General features: G+C 64.3%; 16 protein-coding genes. 8 read left to right on the plus strand and 8 right to left on the minus strand.

What is annotated here, in order from left to right:
• Positions 1–36: 36 nt before the first annotated feature.
• The gene (gene thrS / locus NGM10_RS10435; protein ID WP_253478301.1) at positions 37–1,980 is read right to left on the minus strand and encodes a threonine--tRNA ligase; all 1,944 of its coding nucleotides are present in this window, start codon (positions 1,978–1,980) and stop codon (positions 37–39) included.
• Positions 1,981–2,350: 370 nt separating this feature from the next.
• On the opposite strand from thrS, the gene NGM10_RS10440 reads away from it, so the two are divergent.
• The gene (locus NGM10_RS10440; RefSeq protein ID WP_253478304.1) at positions 2,351–2,749 is read left to right on the plus strand and encodes a DUF2178 domain-containing protein; all 399 of its coding nucleotides are present in this window, start codon (positions 2,351–2,353) and stop codon (positions 2,747–2,749) included.
• Positions 2,746–2,943 (plus strand): helix-turn-helix transcriptional regulator, encoded by a 198-nt coding sequence (locus tag NGM10_RS10445; RefSeq protein WP_253478307.1) that lies wholly within the window; start codon positions 2,746–2,748, stop codon positions 2,941–2,943. The genes NGM10_RS10440 and NGM10_RS10445 overlap by 4 nt, the downstream gene beginning before the upstream one ends.
• 81 nt (positions 2,944–3,024) lie before the next feature.
• Here the strand turns inward: NGM10_RS10445 and NGM10_RS10450 are convergent, their stop codons facing one another.
• Positions 3,025–4,167 carry a thiolase family protein gene (locus tag NGM10_RS10450; protein WP_253478310.1) on the minus strand — a complete coding sequence of 381 codons (1,143 nt, stop codon included), beginning with the start codon at positions 4,165–4,167 and terminating at the stop codon, positions 3,025–3,027.
• A 230-nt stretch (positions 4,168–4,397) separates the two neighbouring features.
• Here NGM10_RS10450 and NGM10_RS10455 point away from each other — a divergent pair, with 230 nt between their 5' ends.
• The 3 genes from NGM10_RS10455 to NGM10_RS10465 all read left to right on the plus strand — a co-directional run bounded on the left by NGM10_RS10455 (position 4,398) and on the right by NGM10_RS10465 (position 8,763).
• Positions 4,398–6,161: a flippase activity-associated protein Agl23 gene (locus NGM10_RS10455; RefSeq protein ID WP_253478313.1), complete on the plus strand. Its 1,764-nt coding sequence runs from the start codon at positions 4,398–4,400 to the stop codon at positions 6,159–6,161.
• A 174-nt stretch (positions 6,162–6,335) separates the two neighbouring features.
• A complete protein-coding gene (locus NGM10_RS10460; RefSeq protein ID WP_253478316.1) occupies positions 6,336–7,718 on the plus strand; it encodes an ATP-binding protein in 1,383 nt (460 codons plus the stop codon).
• Between the two features lie 220 nt (positions 7,719–7,938).
• Entirely contained in the window at positions 7,939–8,763 is an 825-nt protein-coding gene (locus NGM10_RS10465; protein WP_253478319.1) for an MBL fold metallo-hydrolase, read from the plus strand.
• Here the strand turns inward: NGM10_RS10465 and NGM10_RS10470 are convergent.
• Together NGM10_RS10470 and NGM10_RS10475 are read right to left on the minus strand one after the other, a co-directional pair.
• Positions 8,751–10,205 (minus strand): aryl-sulfate sulfotransferase, encoded by a 1,455-nt coding sequence (locus NGM10_RS10470; RefSeq protein WP_253478322.1) that lies wholly within the window; start codon positions 10,203–10,205, stop codon positions 8,751–8,753. The two genes, NGM10_RS10465 and NGM10_RS10470, sit on opposite strands and share 13 nt — an antisense overlap.
• A gap of 188 nt (positions 10,206–10,393) precedes the next feature.
• Complete coding sequence (locus NGM10_RS10475; protein WP_253478325.1) at positions 10,394–11,035, minus strand: universal stress protein; 642 nt, start codon at positions 11,033–11,035, stop codon at positions 10,394–10,396.
• 178 nt (positions 11,036–11,213) lie between these two features.
• Between NGM10_RS10475 and NGM10_RS10480 the strand changes: the two genes are divergently transcribed.
• Together NGM10_RS10480 and NGM10_RS10485 are read left to right on the plus strand one after the other, a co-directional pair.
• Positions 11,214–11,858: a DUF7437 domain-containing protein gene (locus tag NGM10_RS10480; RefSeq protein WP_253478328.1), complete on the plus strand. Its 645-nt coding sequence runs from the start codon at positions 11,214–11,216 to the stop codon at positions 11,856–11,858.
• Between the two features lie 5 nt (positions 11,859–11,863).
• Entirely contained in the window at positions 11,864–12,451 is a 588-nt protein-coding gene (locus NGM10_RS10485; protein ID WP_253478331.1) for a PIN domain-containing protein, read from the plus strand.
• 27 nt (positions 12,452–12,478) lie between these two features.
• Here the strand turns inward: NGM10_RS10485 and NGM10_RS10490 are convergent, their stop codons facing one another.
• From NGM10_RS10490 to NGM10_RS10505, 4 genes are all read right to left on the minus strand, one after another.
• Entirely contained in the window at positions 12,479–13,441 is a 963-nt protein-coding gene (locus NGM10_RS10490) for a DUF5787 family protein (protein ID WP_253478334.1), read from the minus strand.
• Positions 13,442–13,512: 71 nt separating this feature from the next.
• Positions 13,513–13,710, minus strand: coding sequence for a hypothetical protein (locus tag NGM10_RS10495; RefSeq protein ID WP_253478337.1), 198 nt, complete (start codon positions 13,708–13,710; stop codon positions 13,513–13,515).
• Positions 13,711–13,873: 163 nt separating this feature from the next.
• Entirely contained in the window at positions 13,874–14,155 is a 282-nt protein-coding gene (locus tag NGM10_RS10500) for a hypothetical protein (RefSeq protein WP_253478340.1), read from the minus strand.
• 160 nt (positions 14,156–14,315) lie between these two features.
• The gene (locus tag NGM10_RS10505; protein ID WP_253478343.1) at positions 14,316–15,251 is read right to left on the minus strand and encodes a winged helix-turn-helix domain-containing protein; all 936 of its coding nucleotides are present in this window, start codon (positions 15,249–15,251) and stop codon (positions 14,316–14,318) included.
• A gap of 119 nt (positions 15,252–15,370) precedes the next feature.
• On the opposite strand from NGM10_RS10505, the gene NGM10_RS10510 reads away from it, so the two are divergent.
• Positions 15,371–17,314, plus strand: a complete 1,944-nt coding sequence (locus NGM10_RS10510) for a hypothetical protein (RefSeq protein ID WP_253478346.1) — start codon at positions 15,371–15,373, stop codon at positions 17,312–17,314.
• Positions 17,315–17,359: the final 45 nt, after the last annotated feature.

Raw genomic sequence — 17,359 nt, forward strand, 5'->3', positions numbered from 1 at the left:
ATGATGAACGTTGCCAAAAAGGCGGAACACCCGGCGCTATTCCAAGAAGGTCGGCTCGACCGCCTTCTCCGCGACCTCCCCGCCGAGGTGGTCGCGGAACGCCTCGATGGCCACGTCCTTCTCCTCGCGCTCCTCGCGGTCGCGGACCGAGACGGTTCCGGCCTCCTCCTCGTTGTCGCCGACGACGAGCATGTAGGGGACGTTGTCGTCGTGGGCCTGCTGAATCTTCTTGCCGACCGTCCACGACCGGTCCTCGATTTCGACCCGGAAGTCGCCCAGATAGCGGTTCTGGAGCTGTTTGGCGTAGCCGAGGTTGTCGTCGCTCACGGGGAGGATGCGGACCTGCTCGGGCGCGAGCCACGTCGGGAAGTTGCCATTGAAGTGCTCTATCATCACGCCCATGAAGCGCTCGAACGACCCCAGCAGGGCGCGGTGGACCATCACCGGGCGGTGGTCCTCGTTGTCCTCGCCGGTGTAGGTCAGGTCGAGGCGCTCGGGGATGTTGAAGTCGAGCTGGACCGTGCCGATGGTCCACTCGCGGCCGATGGCGTCGACGGCGTTGATGCCGACCTTCGGGCCGTAGAAGGCGGCTTCGCCCTCCTCGATTTCGTAGTCGAGGCCCTCCGAGGAGAGCGCGTCCTTGAGGGCTTCGGTCGCCTCGGTCCATATCTCGTCGCTACCGACAGCGTCGTCGCCCTTCGTCTCCAGCTTGTACTTGACTTCGAGGTCGAAGTGACCGTAGATGTCGTCGATGGCGTCGAGGACGCTCACGATCTCGTCGCGAATCTGGTCGCGGCGGATGAACGCGTGACCGTCGTCCTGGGTGAACCCGCGGACCCGGAGCATGCCCGAGAGTTCGCCCGACTGCTCGTTGCGGTAGCAGGTCCCGAACTCCGAGAACCGGACCGGGAGGTCCCGATACGACCGGCTCTGTCGGTCGAAGATGTGGGCGTGGTTCGCGCAGTTCATCGGCTTCAGGCCGTACTCGGTGTCGTCCTGTTCCCACGCGAACATCTCGCCCGCCTCCTTGAAGGTGTCGTAGTGGCCGGTGGGCTTCCAGAGTTCGGCCTTGTTGAGTTCGGGCGTCCACACCTCGTCGTAGCCCAACTCGTCGTTCTTCGACCGGATGTAGTCCTCCAGCTCGCGCCGGATGGCCATCCCGTCGGGGTGAAAGTGGACGCACCCCGGCGAGTGGTCGGGGACCGAGAACAGGTCCATCTCTCGGCCGATCTTGCGGTGGTCGCGCTCCTCGGCCTCCCGTCGGCGTTCGAGGAACTCCTCCAGTTCGGCCTCGGACTCGAACGCGGTGCCGTACACCCGGGTCAGCATCTCGTTTTCCTCCTCGCCGCGCCAGTAGGCCCCCGAGATGGAGAGGAGGGCGAACCCGCCGATTTCGCCGGTCGACTCGACGTGGGGACCCCGACAGAGGTCCTCGAACTCGCCCTGCCGGTAGAACGAGACCGACTCGGCGTCGGCGGCTTCCTCGTCGAGGATCTCGCGCTTGAAGGAGTTGTCCTCGTACACCTCGAACGCCTCCTCGCGCGAGCGCTCGAACCGCTCGATGTCGAGGTCCTCCTCGATGACGTCGTAGGCTTCGGCCTCTATCTCTTCGAGGTCCTCCTCGTCGAGGTCGACGCCGTAAACGTCGTAGTAGAACCCGTCGTCAGTCCACGGACCGATGGTCAGCCGGGCGTCGGGGTAGAGCCGCTGGAGGGCCTGAGCGAAGACGTGGGCCGCCGAGTGGCGAAGCACGTCGCGGTACTCGTCGCTCGACGGGGTGACGATCTCTATCTCGACGTCGCCGTCGAGCGGCGTCGCCTTGTCCACGAGGTCGCCGTCGACGACGCCCGCGACCGTGTCCCGGCCGAGGCCGGGACCGATCTCGTAGGCGACGTCCTCGACGGTCGAACCCGCCGGTACGTCGAGCTCTGACCCGTCGGGAAGCGTTACGACTATCTCACCGTCTGCGGTTTCGGACATGATGAAACACCTCTGAGAGTGCGCTGTCGGGGTGACCGAGCGACGACAGTAGGTGGATAAATAGCGGGCTCACGCCCGGCCTGTAAAGTGGTCACCTACTGCCATAGTCATCGACTGGTAGCCGACCCAGGTATTTAGGCGTACCGATGCGGGCGACGCGAGGGAAATCCGGCGATGCGGGACGAGTCGGTCGGGAGGGCCGAATCGAACCTCGCCCCGAATCGGGGGTCGCTCGCGAGCGACCCCCGATTCGGCGTCCGGCGGAGACCCGGGCCTCGACCCTTCCCCGCTCCCGTAGATTTATAATCAAGTGTAAAGTAGACTTTACTGTAAAGGACGCTTTACAGATGGTGTCCTCGACGTGATACCCATGACGGCAACCGAAACACGCGGTCGAATCACGTACAGGCGGGCCTACGCTGGCCTGTGGATACTCGCTGGCGTCCTGTTCGGGACCCTCATCGGGTTCGGGTACGAACTCTGGGCGGTCGCGGCGTTCTTCGCGCTCGCTGGCGCGACTCTCGTCCTCGAACGCAGCCACACCGGGACGCTGTTCGACGAGCGCGACGAGACCATCCACCGAATCGCCAGCGCGAAGACCATCGGCTTCTACGGCGTCCTCTCGGCGGTCGTCTTCCCCGCGCTGGTCGCGCTCGACGCGCTCGGAATGTACGAGTGGGGACCGATGGCGGCCGGAGTCGCGTGGGCGGTCGCGGTGCTGTACGTCACCTACGCCGCGATGACAGTCGTCGCGGGCCGCAAGCGATGAAGACCCGCCTGCCGGAACTACGCGACGAACGCGGCCTGAGTCAGGCCGACCTCGCGGCCGACGTGGACGTGACCCGCCAGACCATAAACGCCATCGAGCGCGGGCGCTACGACCCGTCGCTCGAACTCGCGTTCAAGCTCGCCGACCGATTCGACTGCAGAATCGAGGACGTGTTCGACCCCGAATTCGAGTGAAGCGGGCGGGACGCTCGCTCCGCTCACGGTTCCACCGTTCGCAATTCCGCGGCGCGTAGCGCCGCGCTCCGCTCGCGGCGATTACCGGCGCTCGAACGTGATGGCCGCACCTTGGCCGAAGCCGACGCAGAGCGTCGCGAGTCCCTTCTCGGCGTCGCGCTTCTGCATCTCGTGGACGAGCGTCACGGGCAGGCGCGCGCCCGACGCGCCGAGCGGGTGGCCGATGGCGATGGCCCCGCCGTTGACGTTGAACTTCTCGGGGTCGACGCCGAGCTCGTCTCGGGAGTAGACGCACTGACTGGCGAACGCCTCGTTGAGTTCCACGAGGTCGAACTCCTCTACGGACTCGCCGGTGCGTTCGAGCAGGCCCCGCGTGGCCGGAACTGGGCCGATGCCCATCACGGTCGGGTCGACGCCCGCGACGTTGTTGTCGCCGACGTAGGCCAACACGTCGAGGCCGTGGTCCTCGGCGAACGCCTCGCTGGTGACGAGCGTCGCGGCCGCGCCGTCCGAAATCTGGGAGGCGTTGCCGGGCGTCACGGTCCCGTCGCCCTTGAACACGCTCGGAAGCTGGGACAGCGCCTCCATGCTGGTGTCCCGGCGGATGCCCTCGTCCTCCTCGACGAGTCCCTCGTCGGTCTCGATGGGGACGAGTTCGTCGTCGAACCGACCCGAGTCGGTGGCCTCGGCGGCCCGGCGCTGGCTTTCGAGCGCGTACTCGTCCTGTTGCTCCCGAGTGATGCCGTACTCCTCGGCGACCTTCTCGGCGGTCATCCCCATCTGGAGTTCGCCGACGTTGTACAGCTCCGCGAGCCTCGGGTGGACGCTGCTGTAGCCCTGACTCATCGGAATCCGGCTCATGTTCTCGACGCCGCCCGCGATGATGGCCCGTCGCTGGCCCGCGCGGACGGCGTCGCTGGCGCTGATGATTGCCTGCATCGAGGAGGCACACCACCGATTGATGGTCGCGGCGGGCACGCCCTCCCCGAGGTCCGAGAGCAGCGCGATGACCCGCGCGACGTTGTTGTCCTGCTCGTCGCGCTGCTGGGCGACGCCCCACATCAGGTCGTCTATCTCCTCGCCCGTCAGCCCCGTCTCGTCGAGGATGGTGTCGACGAGCGGGACCGAGAGGTCCTCGCTGCGCACGTCGGCGTACACGCCGTCTTCCTTGCCCTGCGGCGTCCGGACGGCCTTGGCGATGACTGGAGTGGTGTCGCTTCCCATACCACTCCTTCGGGTCTCGACGGTCTTAAAGGACCGTAGAACTCCGCCCGCGTCGAGACGAGTTTCCGAGGGCGTGCGACGCCGACGCGTCGGCGTCGCACGTCGGGTCAGTCGACCCTCCGAACGCGTCGGTCCAGAAACTATTTGTCCGGACCGCGGGCAATAGCGTGTAATGAGTCCCCTCTCTCGCGTCGTACACAGATCGACTCCCGCCCGTCGCCCGGTAAGCCATGGCTTCGGAAACTGAGTCCCCCGTCTCGACCCGGAAGGCCCGCGAGACCCTGACCGGCTACGCCTCCCGGGCCGAGTTGGCCGTCGTCGGCGTCACCCTGTTCGCGCTGGCGGTCCGCTTCGTCGGCCTCGGCACTCGAATCGCGCATCAGGACGAGGCTCGGGTCGCCTACTGGGCGGCACGATACCTCGAGACCGGCGTCTACGAGTACCGACCCATCGTCCACGGGCCGTTCCCCCAGATCGTGAACGGCAACCTCTTCGGCGTGCTCGGGCCGTCGGACTTCACGATGCGGCTGGTCGTTGCGGTCCTGAGCGGCCTGTTCCCGCTGGTGGCGCTCCTCCTGCGCGACCGCCTGCGCGGCTCGGAGATGGTGGCGCTCGCGCTCCTGCTCGCGGTCAACCCCGTCGTGCTCTACTACTCGCGGTTCTACCGCAACGACGTGTTGCTCGCGGGGTTCATGCTCACGGCGTTCGCCTTCTACGTCCGGGCCTACGACACCCGGAAGGCCCGCCACCTCTATCTGGGCACCGCCGCGTTCGCGCTGGCGTTCACCACCAAGGAGAACGCGCTGGTCTACCCGGTCTGCTGGGCGGGCGCGGCGGTCCTGCTGTGGGACCACCGACTGCTCGTCGAGCGCGCGGGCGACCGGGGCGTCCTCGGACTGCTCCGAGAGGACATCGCGAACCGCCTCCGTGGTCTCGCTCACTGGGTGCCACACCTCGCGCTCGCGGCCGTGGAGTTCCTCGCCATCGTGGTGTTCTTCTACGCGCCGCGGAACACCGACCGACTCGCCGACAACGACACGCCCGGTCTCTACGAGGCGCTCGGGAATCCGCTCTTGCTCCCCGCGGTCGTCGAGGAGGCGCTCGTCGGGTCGTGGGACGCGTTCGCGGGCCAGTGGGGAAGCGGGAGCGAGGACTCCTACCTGACGATGTTCATGGACCTCGTGCCCGCGTACGTCGAGGGCGCGAGCGTCCTGCTGGTGCTCGCGCTCGCCGGGTTCGTCGTGGACCGCTACGCCGACTCCCGGCCCCGCGACGTGGTCGCGTTCGCGACCTACTGGGGGGCGTTCAGCATCCTCGGCTACCCGGTCATCGTCTCGAACCCCTTCCCGTGGGAAGTGCTCCACGCCGTCGTCCCCCTCGTGGTTCCGGCGGCGGTCGGCCTCGCGCTGGTCGCTCGGCTCGGACTCGCGAGCGCGGTCGACGGCGACGCCGTCGCCGCGACCGCCGCCGCGCTCGTCCTGCTCGTCGTCGCCGCGCAGGTCGGTGCGACCGCGTACGCCACGTCCTTCGAGAGCCCCCAGAGCGACGACAGCGACCTCGTCCAGTACGCCCAGTCGTCGAGCGAGATGAAGCCCCTGCTCGGTGAGATGCAGACCGTCGTCGAGGCCAACGGCGGCATCGACGTGCTGTACTACGGCGAAGACCTCGCGGGCGAGGAGTCGTCCCACGACGTACCGCCCGCTGGCTCGGGGTGGTTCGAGCGACTGCCGTTCGCGTGGTACATGGAGGCCTACGACGCCGAGACCGACAGCACCGACCGGGCCGACCTCCTCGGGAACATGGACGAGAAGCCGCCCATCGTCATCGCGCTCGGCGAGACCGACACCTGCTCGGACCCCTACGACAGCGCCGCCGACATCGACCAGCACATGGACGGCTACGACCGCCACGAGGTCGACCGGTTCCTCCACGACAGCGGGTGTACCGTCAGTAGCGTCGTGGTCTACGTCGACGAGGACGCCCCGCGCGAGTGACGCACGTCGGCGTGCGCGAGTGACGCACGTCGACGTAAACGCCCCGCGAGAGTGACCCGGCGGTCGCTGGCGACGACCGGGCCGCAGGCCCGCGGCCCGGTCGTCGGCTCTCGAACGACCTCGCCGTCCCGCCTTCGACGCGCTTAAGCACCTCCCACGCCAATTCTCGTGAGAATGAGCGACGCGGCCCTGGAAGTCGTCGAATTCCTGCTCACCGCGAGGGTCTACAACGACGACCGCGAGCTGGACGAAAACGACCTTCCCCCACGCTATCGACAGGTGTTCTGGCCCGACGCCACGGCCGACCGCGACCGGCCGGGCAGCGACGACGGCCCGCCGGTCGGCATCGAGCGCCCCCTCACGCCCACCATCGAGACCGCCCGCCGGGCGACCGGGGTCGAGAACCCCTGGAGCGCCATCTCGGGGCTGATGTTCACCGACCGCGACGAGTTCACCGGGAAGCTCGAACTCACCCAGCCCGACATGGCCGAGGAGTGGTTTCTCAAGCGCGGCGACGAGCGCGTGCTCCACAACCCGGTGCTGGCCCGCGCCTTCGAGGGCGAGGTCGACGGGGCCGACTACGAGGCGGCCCGCGATGCCAACCGGCCGGTCCAGGCCGACCGGGCGTGGATAGACGGCCTGCTCGCCGAGTACTTCGCCGACGAGGACGAAGAGGAGATGCTCGACCTCGTGGACATCCGCGCGCCCGAGGAGATAGAGACCACCCTCGACGACCTCGTGCTGACCGCCGACCAGGAGTCAGAGATACAGAAGATAGTCAAGGCCATCGAGCACCGCGACTACCTCGCCCAGATCGGCCTCCGGGAGATCGGCAAGCTCCTGTTCGTCGGCCCGCCGGGGACGGGCAAGACCTCGACCGCGCGGGCGCTGGCCTACGATCTGGACCTCCCGTTCGTGGAGGTCAAGCTCTCGATGATCACCAGCCAGTACCTCGGCGAGACCGCAAAGAACGTCGAGAAGGTGTTCGAGGTCGCCAAGCGCCTGTCGCCGTGCATCCTCTTCATGGACGAGTTCGACTTCGTCGCCAAGACCCGCGCGAGCGACGAGCACGCCGCCATCAAGCGCGCCGTCAACACCCTGCTGAAGTCCATCGACAACATCAGCCTGATTCAGGACGACGTCCTGCTCATCGGCGCGACCAACCACCCCGACCAGCTCGACGCCGCGGCGTGGCGGCGCTTCGACGAGATCGTCAACTTTCCCAAGCCCGACCGCGGGATGCGCTCGGACATCCTCCGGCTCATCACCCGGCCGATGGACATCTCGGACTTCGACCCCGACGAACTCGCCGAGGCGACCGAGGGGCTGACCGGGAGCGACCTCCGGATGGTGCTCCGGGAAGCGGTGCTGGACGCCTTGACCGAGGGCAGGACCGAACTCACGCAGGACGACTTCCTCGACGCCATCGAGGACTTCGAGGAGCGCGACCACCTCAAAGACATGGACATGATAGAGGGCGACCACGACGCGCTCGTCGCGGGCGGCGACATCTCCGGCGGCGCGAGCGCCGACGGCGGCCACTCTCACGACCACTGAACCGCGACGAACGTGCGACCCGTCTATATTCGGTGGGTGTGTTAAGGTGTATCGCACCCAAGGGGCTGATGGCGACGCCGATGCCACCTGTCACTGTCGTCCCGGGCTGGCACCCCGAACCACTGCCGTCCCGAACTGGATTTGTCGTCCGGACCCGAACTGGATTTCGCCACTCGGCTCCCCGGAAAGCTTTGTACCCCGCACGACAACCCCCGCGTAGATGGAGGTCACGCTACTCGGAACCGGCGACACGACCGGGACGCCCACGCCGGGCTGCGACTGCGACACCTGCGAGGAGGCCGAAGAACGCGGCGTCGAGCGCACCCGCTTTTCGGTCCACGTTCGCAACGAGCGCACCGACGAGTCGTTGCTCGTCGACGCCAGTCCCGACTTCCGACACCAGTTCCTCCACCGGGACGTTGCCCTGCCCGACGAGGCCCTGATCACCCACATCCACTTCGACCACCTCGACGGTCTCGGCAACGCCTACCGGCTGTTCGACGACCTGCCGGTCCACGCCGCGAGCGAGGTCGACCCCGTGACCGGCGAGAGCGTCGCCGACACGATTCGCTCGAAGTACGACTACCTCGACCGGGTGACAGTCCACGACCGCGAGCCGTTCGAACCGTTCGAGACCTGCGGGCTGGAGGTGCGGCTGGTGCCGGTCGAGCACCCGCCCCTGCTGTGTTACGGCGTCGCAGTGTCGGACCCCGAGACGGGCGCGAAGCTCTCGCTGACCGGCGACACCAGCTACGCCGTCCCCGACGAGAGCCGGGCGGCGCTGGCCGACCCCGACCTGTTGCTCGCCGACGCCATCGTCCCCGCCGACCTCTGCGTCCATCACCCCGAGGGCGGGGACCACCACGGTCCCGACGGCGTGGCCCGGACGTTCGGCACCAAGCACATGACCCGGGAAGGCGCGCTCGCGCTCGCCGACGAGCTAGACGCCGCGGAGACGCGGCTGGTCCACCTCGCTCACTACTACCCGGTCGAGGAGGCGTTCGAGGAGCCGCTGGCGGTCGACGGCGAGCGCTACCGGCTCTGACGCCCGCGAAGTCCACCGATTCCGACCGCGAGCAGTAGCCCCGCGAGCGCCGCGACCGGGCCGAAGCCCGGCACGTCGGAGGCGGCGTCGGCGTCGTCGGTCGGCTCGGCCGACTCGCCGTCGGTGGCGTCGGTCTCCTCGCCCAGCGCGTCCTCGGTGGTCGAGCCGTCGGCGTCGCTCGTCGCCTCGTCCGGCGACTGGCCCTCGGCCCACCCGGTCACGTTCTCGAGCTTCTCGTGGCAGGGTTCGAGGTCGTCGCCGCTGTCGTGGGTGGCCTCGCTTCCCGTGATTTCGGCGGTACCGGTCGCGCCGCGGTCGGCCATCGTCGGCCCACCGCTCTCGTTGGTCTGGCTCACGCGCGCGGCGTCGTAGACCAGCCACGGGGCGTACACCTCCCAGACGATCTCGCCCTGTGGGTTCACCTCGACCACGCGGTGGTTCGAGGAGTCGCTGACCAGCGTGTTGCCGTTCGCGAGTCGGTCGGCGTCGCGGGGCCACGCGAGGTCCCCCCGGAGGGTCCACGTCCGACTCCAGTCGCGTTCGCCCTGCCGTTCGTACTCGGCGATGCGATTGTTCTCGCTGTCGGCCACGAGGATGGTGGGGTCGCCCTCCTCGCTTTCGAGGTAGTCGGGGTTGTGCTGCTCTCGGAGGGTGTCGTAGTCCTGGTCCTCGCCGAGTTTCATGTCGATCTCGTCGGTCGAGCGGTTCACCACGATGGCCTGATCGAAGTTCCGGGGCGAGAGGAGGTACTCGCCGTCGTCGACCTTGTCCACGTCGTTGAGGTGGGTCCAGTCGTCGGTGTAGTTCTCGGCGAGGTCGTCGGGGTCGTAGTGGTCGTCGAAGTGCCACTCCCACTCGATCTCCTCGGTGGTGCGGTTGTAGACGAACACGCGGTCCTCGTTCTCCCCGCTGTCCTCGTCGTAGTTGCGCATGTTAGCGACCAGAATCTCCTCGTTGCCGTTGATGAGGTCGGCGTCGTGGGTGTCGGCGATGTCCATCCGCTCCTTCCAGACGGTCTCCTGCGTGCGCGGGTCGAACTCGTAGAAGATGGTCTCGTGACCCTTCACGGTCGCTGTCACGAAGATGTTGCCGTTCTCCATCGGGTCGACGTCGTAACTCCACACTACGTCGTGTTCGTCGGCGCTGTCGTGGACCCACTGGACCTCGCCGTTCGGGCCGAAGCTGACGAGTTTCGCGGGGCGCTTGCCGCCGTCGTCGCCGAACCGCATGCCCTGCACGCTGACGACCGTCATCCCGTCGGCGGGCTCGTCGACGGTGCCGACGCAGGGGTCGTCCGGGGCGGTCTGGGCCACCCCGAGGTCGGCGGCGGAACCGCCACCGGCGGCCCCGACCGCCCCCGCGGTCGCCGGAGGGGTCATCGTCCAGAGGCAACACAGCAGGGTGACAGCGACGGCGACTCGCCGCCGCGAGGATGCTCGCATACCTTCCGCTATCGTCCCTCTCGCTTTTGAATGTTGAGAAACGTGACAGGCGACGGACGTTCAGTCGGCGACGCCTCACCCGCTTTGGGTCATCCGCCTCGCTCGCCCGCGGGCGAGCGAGGCGGTCGGGTACTCGGGGAGGACGAGTAGCCCCTCGATGGGGACGAGATGGGGACGATGCCGGGCGTCTACTCGCCGATGCGCGCGACCCGCGCCTCGCCCGAGGAGGCGTCGATGTGGACGTTGAAGGTCGCGCCGTCCTCCGCGACCGCCCGGACCAGCCACGTATTGCTCTCGCGGTACGGGGCCTCGGGAATATCGGCGACCTCGTGGCCCTCGTCGGCGAGCACCTCCCTCGCCCGCTCGACGGCGGTCTCGTCGTCCTGGACCGACCGGCGCTGTTTCGCGAGGTTGACCGTCAGCACCGGCACCTCGCTGGTTCGGACGACCTGCTCGGTGACGCTCCCCAGGACGTAGCGGTCGACGCCCGAGCGGCCGTGAGTGCCCATCACGATCATCTCGGCGTCGTTCTCCTCGGCGTAGTCGACGACCACCTCGGCGGGCGTCCCCTCCTCGATGGCGGTCGCGACCTCGACGCCGCGGTCGGCCCCCCTCTCGGCGATGCGGTCGGTCGCCTCCTCGCCCTCTTCGAGGCGGGTCCTCCGGGTCTCCTCGCGCCCGGCCTCGGAGGGCTGGTAGTTCAGCGCCTTCTGGTCCACCACGTAGAGCGCGTGGACCGTGGCGTCGCAGAGTTCGGCGACGTTGAGCGCGTGGGTCGTCACCGCGGCCTGCTCGGTCCCGTCGGTCGGGACGAGAATTCGGTCGTACATGCACGGTCGTTCGGCCTTCAGAGCAAAAATACCTCCGTCGTTCGCGCTATCGAGGACGGAGTGGCACGCCGTCGACGCTGGGGGATGACTCTCGGGGATATCCCGGTTCGTTCACCGGAGGATGGCTATCTCAGTCACCGAAGGCTCTTTATACACAGTCCATGTATTGTGTACTCAGATGAGCGCCGAGATTCACGATATGGCTGGTGACCTCCACGAGAGCGAAAATGCGTTTCGGGAGTTCTTCGTGGCGAACGACCTGGTTCGTGACGCTGGCCGCGCTCGTGTCTACACGGACGTGCTACTCAATCAGCCCACGACCGTCAGCGAACTCGACTCCCGTCTGGATATGTCGCCCAGTTCGGCCTCGAAGTTCGTCAACGAACTCGAAGAGACCGGTCTCGTCGAGGACGTGAGCGACAGCGCTCGGAAGAAGCAGCTGACGACCGACCCCGTCATCTTCACCGTGACGACCGGCGAGGACGAGCAGTTCACCGTCACACCGACCGTGATCGCCGCCGCGGGAGCGCGAGCGGTCGACGACGACATCGACAGGTTCATCGAGCGAAACGGATACACGAAACTCGCCGCCGCGGTCGCCGGAACGGTCGCGTATCTGAACGGCGACCTGACGCGGCGTGGCGTCGCCAGAGAACTCGACCTTCCCGAAGTCGAGGCGATTACCATCACCATCGCTCTGGAGGGAATCGTCGGTCTGTTGGGCGATGCCGACCCGGTGTTGACCGCGTACGACTTCGACGTTCACGACCTCGACACCGCGGATGCAACGTACGTCCGAGAGCCGACCGACACGCACGATTAGATTCGATGAATCGAGACGCTACTCCCGCGCTCGTAGAGACGCCTCCGTTCGCGGAGCTTCCGGATGCGCTCGTCTCGGACACGAGCTTTCTGAGCATGGTGGGTCGCTCCGGCAACCGGAAACGAGAAGCCGTCGTCGAGTACGTGACCGACAACGACAAGACGCTGTATCTGACCGAGCGGGTCGCCGAGGAACTGAAACGGGACGACGCCGACGAGTACGGCCGGGGTGACTGGCTGTACGTCGCTCGGCGCGAAGACTGGATGGTTCGGCTCCCCGCGATGAACGAGGGTATTCGAATCCACGACGGCCCGCGAGCGAGCGAAATCATCGACCGGACACACGAACGGATAGCGAAACTCGAAAAGGTCCCACAGGACGAGGTGAAACGGACCGACCCGGCGCTCGGTGGGCGCGCAATTCAACTGCTCGGAGCCTACGACTACGACCGCGTCGGAATCGTCATCAAAGATAGGAACGCCGAGCGCGCGCTCTCGGCCGTACTCTCGGAAACCTTCTACGAGGAACTCGTCCACATCTTCAGAGGTGAAGACGTGGTGATGGAACTGAAACGGGAGTACGAGGAACTGTAGCTTCTGTCGGCCTCCGGACCGAACTGCTCACCCGAACCGGTCGAGCCCCGACTGCCTGCGTGCCCGCCCTTCGGGGTCGGCGACCCACGGCGTCCGGCCCTCGCGGGCGCTCGCGAGGTCCACGTCGGGCGGGTCGGCGGGGTCGTGGCCCGGACACTCCGGCCCGCACGCCGCGGGGTTCACGACCCGCCCCTTCCAGGCGCAGAACGGGAGGCCGTCGCTCCCTTCGCGGGTCGCCGACTCCATCTCGGCGCACCCCGGCAAGTCGTATGTCCGCCACCCCTTGCCGTAGGCGCGCTCGGCCATCCGCCTGCGCTGGCGGGCCTTCTCGTCGGCCGTGACGAGTGCCACGTCGGCCCGCAGGGGGCGTTCGGCGAGGAGTTCGACGCCCGGTTCCGAGACGGGCAGGGGCTCGGCTTCCCGGACCACCTCGCGGTCGCCCGTCTCGGAGTCGAACCGCCAGACGCCGACCGCCTCGGGGATGCGGTTGAGGTGTGCGCCCGTGACGTAGCTCTCGGTCGCGAGCACGACTTCGTCGACCACCCCGAGGCTCGCGTCCTTCCGGAGTTGAAGGTCGAGGTCGCCCGGCGAGTCGAGGTCGGGCTTGTTCTCGATGCCGACGAGCCGCCCGAACCACTCGTCGGGGTACCGGGCGACCCGCCGGACGCCCCCGCCGACCGCGCGCTCGAAGAACCCGATGTCCACTGCGCGGTCGGCGAGGCCGCGGGCGCGCTCGGGGTGACAGTCGAACGCCTCGCGGGGGTCGCGGGCGCGCCCGACGCCCACGTCGCTCTCGATGGCCGGGTCCGGAATCGTCTCGGGCGTCAGGGCCGCCCGGGCGTCGAACGCCGGACCGGGTTCGACGCAGACCACGTCGAGGATTCGGTTGGCGGGCGCGCGGACGCCGCCGCCGATCTGACGCCCCACGACCCAGTCCTCGGTGGCTTCGAGGTGCGCGCACAGCGCCAACTCGAAGGGGAACTCTCGCACGCTCTCCGTTCGGGACTCCGACGAGAAAAAGCCGCCGTTCGCGGAGTCGGCCGTCGGTCGGGGCGGGCGGTTCAACCGTCGGTCGGGGCAAGCGATTCCTCGCGCTCGCGCTCGCGGTCGCCGTCGTCGGCCGGGTCGCGCGCCCTCGTCACCAGCGCGACCGCGGGGTACTCGGGGGTTGCCGTCTCCGATTCGTCCCCGTCGCGCGGGTCATCCCCGGCGTCCACGGCGCGGAGCGACTCCGGGCCGTGGACGCCCCACCACGACACTCGTGTCGGTCGCTCCTCTCGGTCCCGTTCGGAGTCGCCCGCTCGGTTCGACGCTCGGTCTCCGCCTCCGGTGTGGTGTCACATGCTAGTACACCACATAGTCTCTCGTGCGAGTTAACGATTGTCGCCGGATGCGCCCCTTTCCGGCCGAAAGAATCCGTGGCTACTGTCGGCGTTCGAGCAGTCCGACGACTCCGCCGACGACGACCAGCGGAGTCGCGAACGCGAGTCCGACGGTGGCGGCCCAGCCGACGACCAGCAGGGGCACGCCGACCGGCGCGGTCGTCGCCGCCGCGGCGACGACCGCGCCCCCGAGCAGGACCGCCGCCATCAGCACCAGCGCGGTGACCGAGAGCGCGAGCGTCTCGGCGAATCGGCCATCGAGCGGTCCGGGACGGAACCGTCGGACCGTCGGTGTGGTCCGTCGAAGTCGAGTCGATTTCATGGGTTCGTTCCTCACTCGAAGAGTGGACCCCCGCGCCCAAAAATATAATCTGAAATACATTTCTGTAGGCGGCGTTACTGGACTCGAATCCTGTAACGAACGTGTCAGGTGTGGCGCGGGGAGACGAAGTCGTTCCGGACCCGCGGTCGAGAAAACGCGGTCAGGCCACCCGGGCGCTCTCGGAGGAGGTCGAGCCGCATTCGCGTTCCAACTCGACCACGTCGAGGTCGCCGTCGAGGGTCACCGCCAGCACCTCGTCACCCAGCGGAATCTCGACCCGAATCCGCCACGGGTCCTCCGAGAGAACGGTGGTGTGCTCGTCGGTGACACACCACGCGAGGTCCCAGTAGGGTTTCGTGCAGACGTCGACGCCGTGGTCGCGGTGGAAGGTGACCACGTCCGACTGGTCGAGCAGAGAGAGGCCGACCGCCGAGTAGAGCCGGTGGCGACACTGCTCGCATCGGTGGTCGACCCGGACTCCGAGGCCGAGGTAGTCCTCGGTGTCGTGGGTGATGGCGGTGCTCATCCGGCCGTTGCACTCCGGACAGACGCCGTCGGCCGCGAGGCAGTGGAGGTGGCGCACGCGCTGATTGAACGCGTCCATGATCTCTCCGCGGGTGCGGTCGTTGAGGCCGCCCGGCGGGAAGGGATAGCGACCGTGGTTCTTGGCGCAGTCGAGGCAGTCGATGGCGAGCATCTCGTCGTCGTAGGAGGCTTCGAGGCTCCCGCCGCACAGCGCGCAGGTCTCGTCGAGCTCGAACGGTTCCATCTCGGGATGTTCGTTGAACGACCCCGCCAGTATCGACCGCACGACCTTCTTGCCCGCCTGCCGGAAGTCGTAGCCCTCGTCGGTCCCGACGACGAAGTGGTCGGTGAGTTGCTTGAGGTGGTAGTTGAACTGCGCGCTGTCTCGCATGCCGACCTCCCGCCGGAGCTCCGAGAAGCTCACGGGGCGCTCGTCGGCCTTCCACAGCGCCTCCAGAATCGACAGCCTGCTCTCGTTGGCGATGACCGAGAACGCCTCCTCGGGAGCCACGCAGTCCTCGCAGTTTCGGAGGGCCGACTCCTCGGCGCTCGGTCCGGTCGTTCCACTCATACCGAAGAGTAGCGGCCGCATCCGGCTAAAGTGTTGCCTTAATCGCGATTTTGTAGAATGTTCTACATTAGGTCTATTGAGGGTAGTTCTTTTATTTGTTGAAGAGCAACTTATCCATAATGAAAAACTGTGCAATCTGCGGCAAACCTACGAAGAGCCATGTGGAACATGAAACGGCAATTTGCCACTCCTGTTATCAGGAACATCCTGCAAAAGCGCGAAGTATGCTAGCTCAAGCAAAAGGTGAAGAGGAAGAAAATGAGGATATACTTGATTCAGTTCCTACAATGGAAACGGATAATGCATTCTATGCAGATATCTCAGAATATTTTTCTTCGGTAGAACCTACAGACATTGACGGACCTAATGTCGAAGAACTAATCGATGAACTGCTAGCTCTACTTTCAGAATCTGATACAAAGAAGTTAGTCGTTTCTCTCATGGAGAACTATGTCGGGTCTGCAATGATTTCTGATGATCCAGATTTTCAAGGTGATACTGTTGGAATTCCACCTAAAATGATTGAGTATCTATTAGGCCTAATTTCTACGACCGATGTATCTTCAAATGGGGAAATAGAATATGAAGAAATACAGGACAAATCGGAAGAGCTCATCTTCGCCTATCTTTTTAGAGACTTTCCTTCCTCACCGAAAGACCTATCCGAAACAGAAAGAACGAAACAAACATTAAAACATCAACTATTAGGTCGTGAGTTAGCTTCAGGAAGATTCGTCTATGCCGGTCAATATCTTGAAGCTGCGAAAAGAGCGTATTCACCACACAATCGAATATTCCAACAAGAATTAGGATTCACAATTGACGACGCTATCCGTTTTTCAAGAGAACTTATAAAGATATTCTCTATGAGAGTGAAAAGTATGATGGAGCAAATGGCAGAGTTTTCAAAAAAGGCAAGAATCGGACATGGCCAATTTCTGTTATTCTTAGAAGAACACGGTGAGGACGAAGAAGCCATTTCTAACTATTGGAACTCAGAGCAGTTCAGGGAATCCCAAGAAATAGTCGGTAGATCATATGAAAAGTATCTAGCAAGAAGGCGAGAATTATGGATTAGTGAGGAAAAGCTGTCAGAACATTTCCAGAGCGAAGAATTTGACTGCTTCTTAAATCGGATGACAACCACAATCGGTGCTCAGAAAGACTTCCGATATCCATACAAGCATAATCCCATCCATGAAAGTCCAATTTTAGAGACTGACGGTGAATATATCATCCCTCATTTCAAGGCGTTTTACCGGGCAATAGCAGAAACCTTCTACTACGACTTGCGAAATATTGATGATTACGAATTTGGTAATGAATGGGGAGAGTATGTGGAAGAGTGGGCATATGAGAGCATCCAGAGGCTCTTCCCTGAGTCAGAGGTTCTTCTAAATCCTAAATACGAAATTAATGGGGAAGACGGTGAGTCAGATATAGTTGTTTTCCATAAGAATAAATGCTTAGTAATAGAGTGCAAAACTCAAGGACTAACTCTGCCAACAAGAGCGGGTGATTATGAAGAAACCAGGAAAAACGTCATGAGAGGTATCGGTAATGCACGGGATCAAGCAACAAAACTAATCGAGGGTATTAAAAACAATACTGTAACTGAATTCCAAGTCTCTGGGGAGGAAACTAGGATATCACCTGGAAAATATGATGAATTTGAATCCATGGTGATTCTCAGAGAACAATATGACTGGATTGCGACAACAGAATATAACCGGATTACCGACTTTGAAGACAATATACCCTATGTACTAAGTGTATACGATCTTCAAGTAATTTCCGAGTGCTTTAAATCTCCGGATGATTTCTTCCAGTTCGTTTCAAAAAGAGTAAGATTACTTGAAGGTCAGACACTAGCTAGCCCCGACGAATTAGACTATGTTGGTGCTTACTTGAGTAATGGTCTTGAGGTAGTTCGTTTCGCTGATGATGACGATATCCGTGTATTCACAGACAGCTTTGCTCACGAAGTCTATCAGATTGTCGGTGACCGGTTCTACCCGGATGAACTGAAAGTAGAACTCAATCCAGATGGAAATGGTTTATAAAGAACTCTCTGTCCGCCCTCGGACCAGAACAGTAGGTTTATCAGT

Source organism: Halorussus salilacus (genome assembly GCF_024138125.1).
Classification (GTDB): Archaea; Halobacteriota; Halobacteria; order Halobacteriales; family Haladaptataceae; genus Halorussus; species Halorussus salilacus.

What these genes read in the sequence shown, in the direction of transcription:
- thrS (WP_253478301.1), bottom strand. Translation starts at nt 1,980, where the DNA reads ATGTCCGAAACCGCAGACGGTGAGATAGTCGTAACGCTTCCCGACGGG.
- NGM10_RS10440 (WP_253478304.1), top strand. Translation starts at nt 2,351, where the DNA reads ATGACGGCAACCGAAACACGCGGTCGAATCACGTACAGGCGGGCCTAC.
- NGM10_RS10445 (WP_253478307.1), top strand. Translation starts at nt 2,746, where the DNA reads ATGAAGACCCGCCTGCCGGAACTACGCGACGAACGCGGCCTGAGTCAG.
- NGM10_RS10450 (WP_253478310.1), bottom strand. Translation starts at nt 4,167, where the DNA reads ATGGGAAGCGACACCACTCCAGTCATCGCCAAGGCCGTCCGGACGCCG.
- NGM10_RS10455 (WP_253478313.1), top strand. Translation starts at nt 4,398, where the DNA reads ATGGCTTCGGAAACTGAGTCCCCCGTCTCGACCCGGAAGGCCCGCGAG.
- NGM10_RS10460 (WP_253478316.1), top strand. Translation starts at nt 6,336, where the DNA reads ATGAGCGACGCGGCCCTGGAAGTCGTCGAATTCCTGCTCACCGCGAGG.
- NGM10_RS10465 (WP_253478319.1), top strand. Translation starts at nt 7,939, where the DNA reads ATGGAGGTCACGCTACTCGGAACCGGCGACACGACCGGGACGCCCACG.
- NGM10_RS10470 (WP_253478322.1), bottom strand. Translation starts at nt 10,205, where the DNA reads ATGCGAGCATCCTCGCGGCGGCGAGTCGCCGTCGCTGTCACCCTGCTG.
- NGM10_RS10475 (WP_253478325.1), bottom strand. Translation starts at nt 11,035, where the DNA reads ATGTACGACCGAATTCTCGTCCCGACCGACGGGACCGAGCAGGCCGCG.
- NGM10_RS10480 (WP_253478328.1), top strand. Translation starts at nt 11,214, where the DNA reads ATGAGCGCCGAGATTCACGATATGGCTGGTGACCTCCACGAGAGCGAA.
- NGM10_RS10485 (WP_253478331.1), top strand. Translation starts at nt 11,864, where the DNA reads ATGAATCGAGACGCTACTCCCGCGCTCGTAGAGACGCCTCCGTTCGCG.
- NGM10_RS10500 (WP_253478340.1), bottom strand. Translation starts at nt 14,155, where the DNA reads ATGAAATCGACTCGACTTCGACGGACCACACCGACGGTCCGACGGTTC.
- NGM10_RS10505 (WP_253478343.1), bottom strand. Translation starts at nt 15,251, where the DNA reads ATGAGTGGAACGACCGGACCGAGCGCCGAGGAGTCGGCCCTCCGAAAC.
- NGM10_RS10510 (WP_253478346.1), top strand. Translation starts at nt 15,371, where the DNA reads ATGAAAAACTGTGCAATCTGCGGCAAACCTACGAAGAGCCATGTGGAA.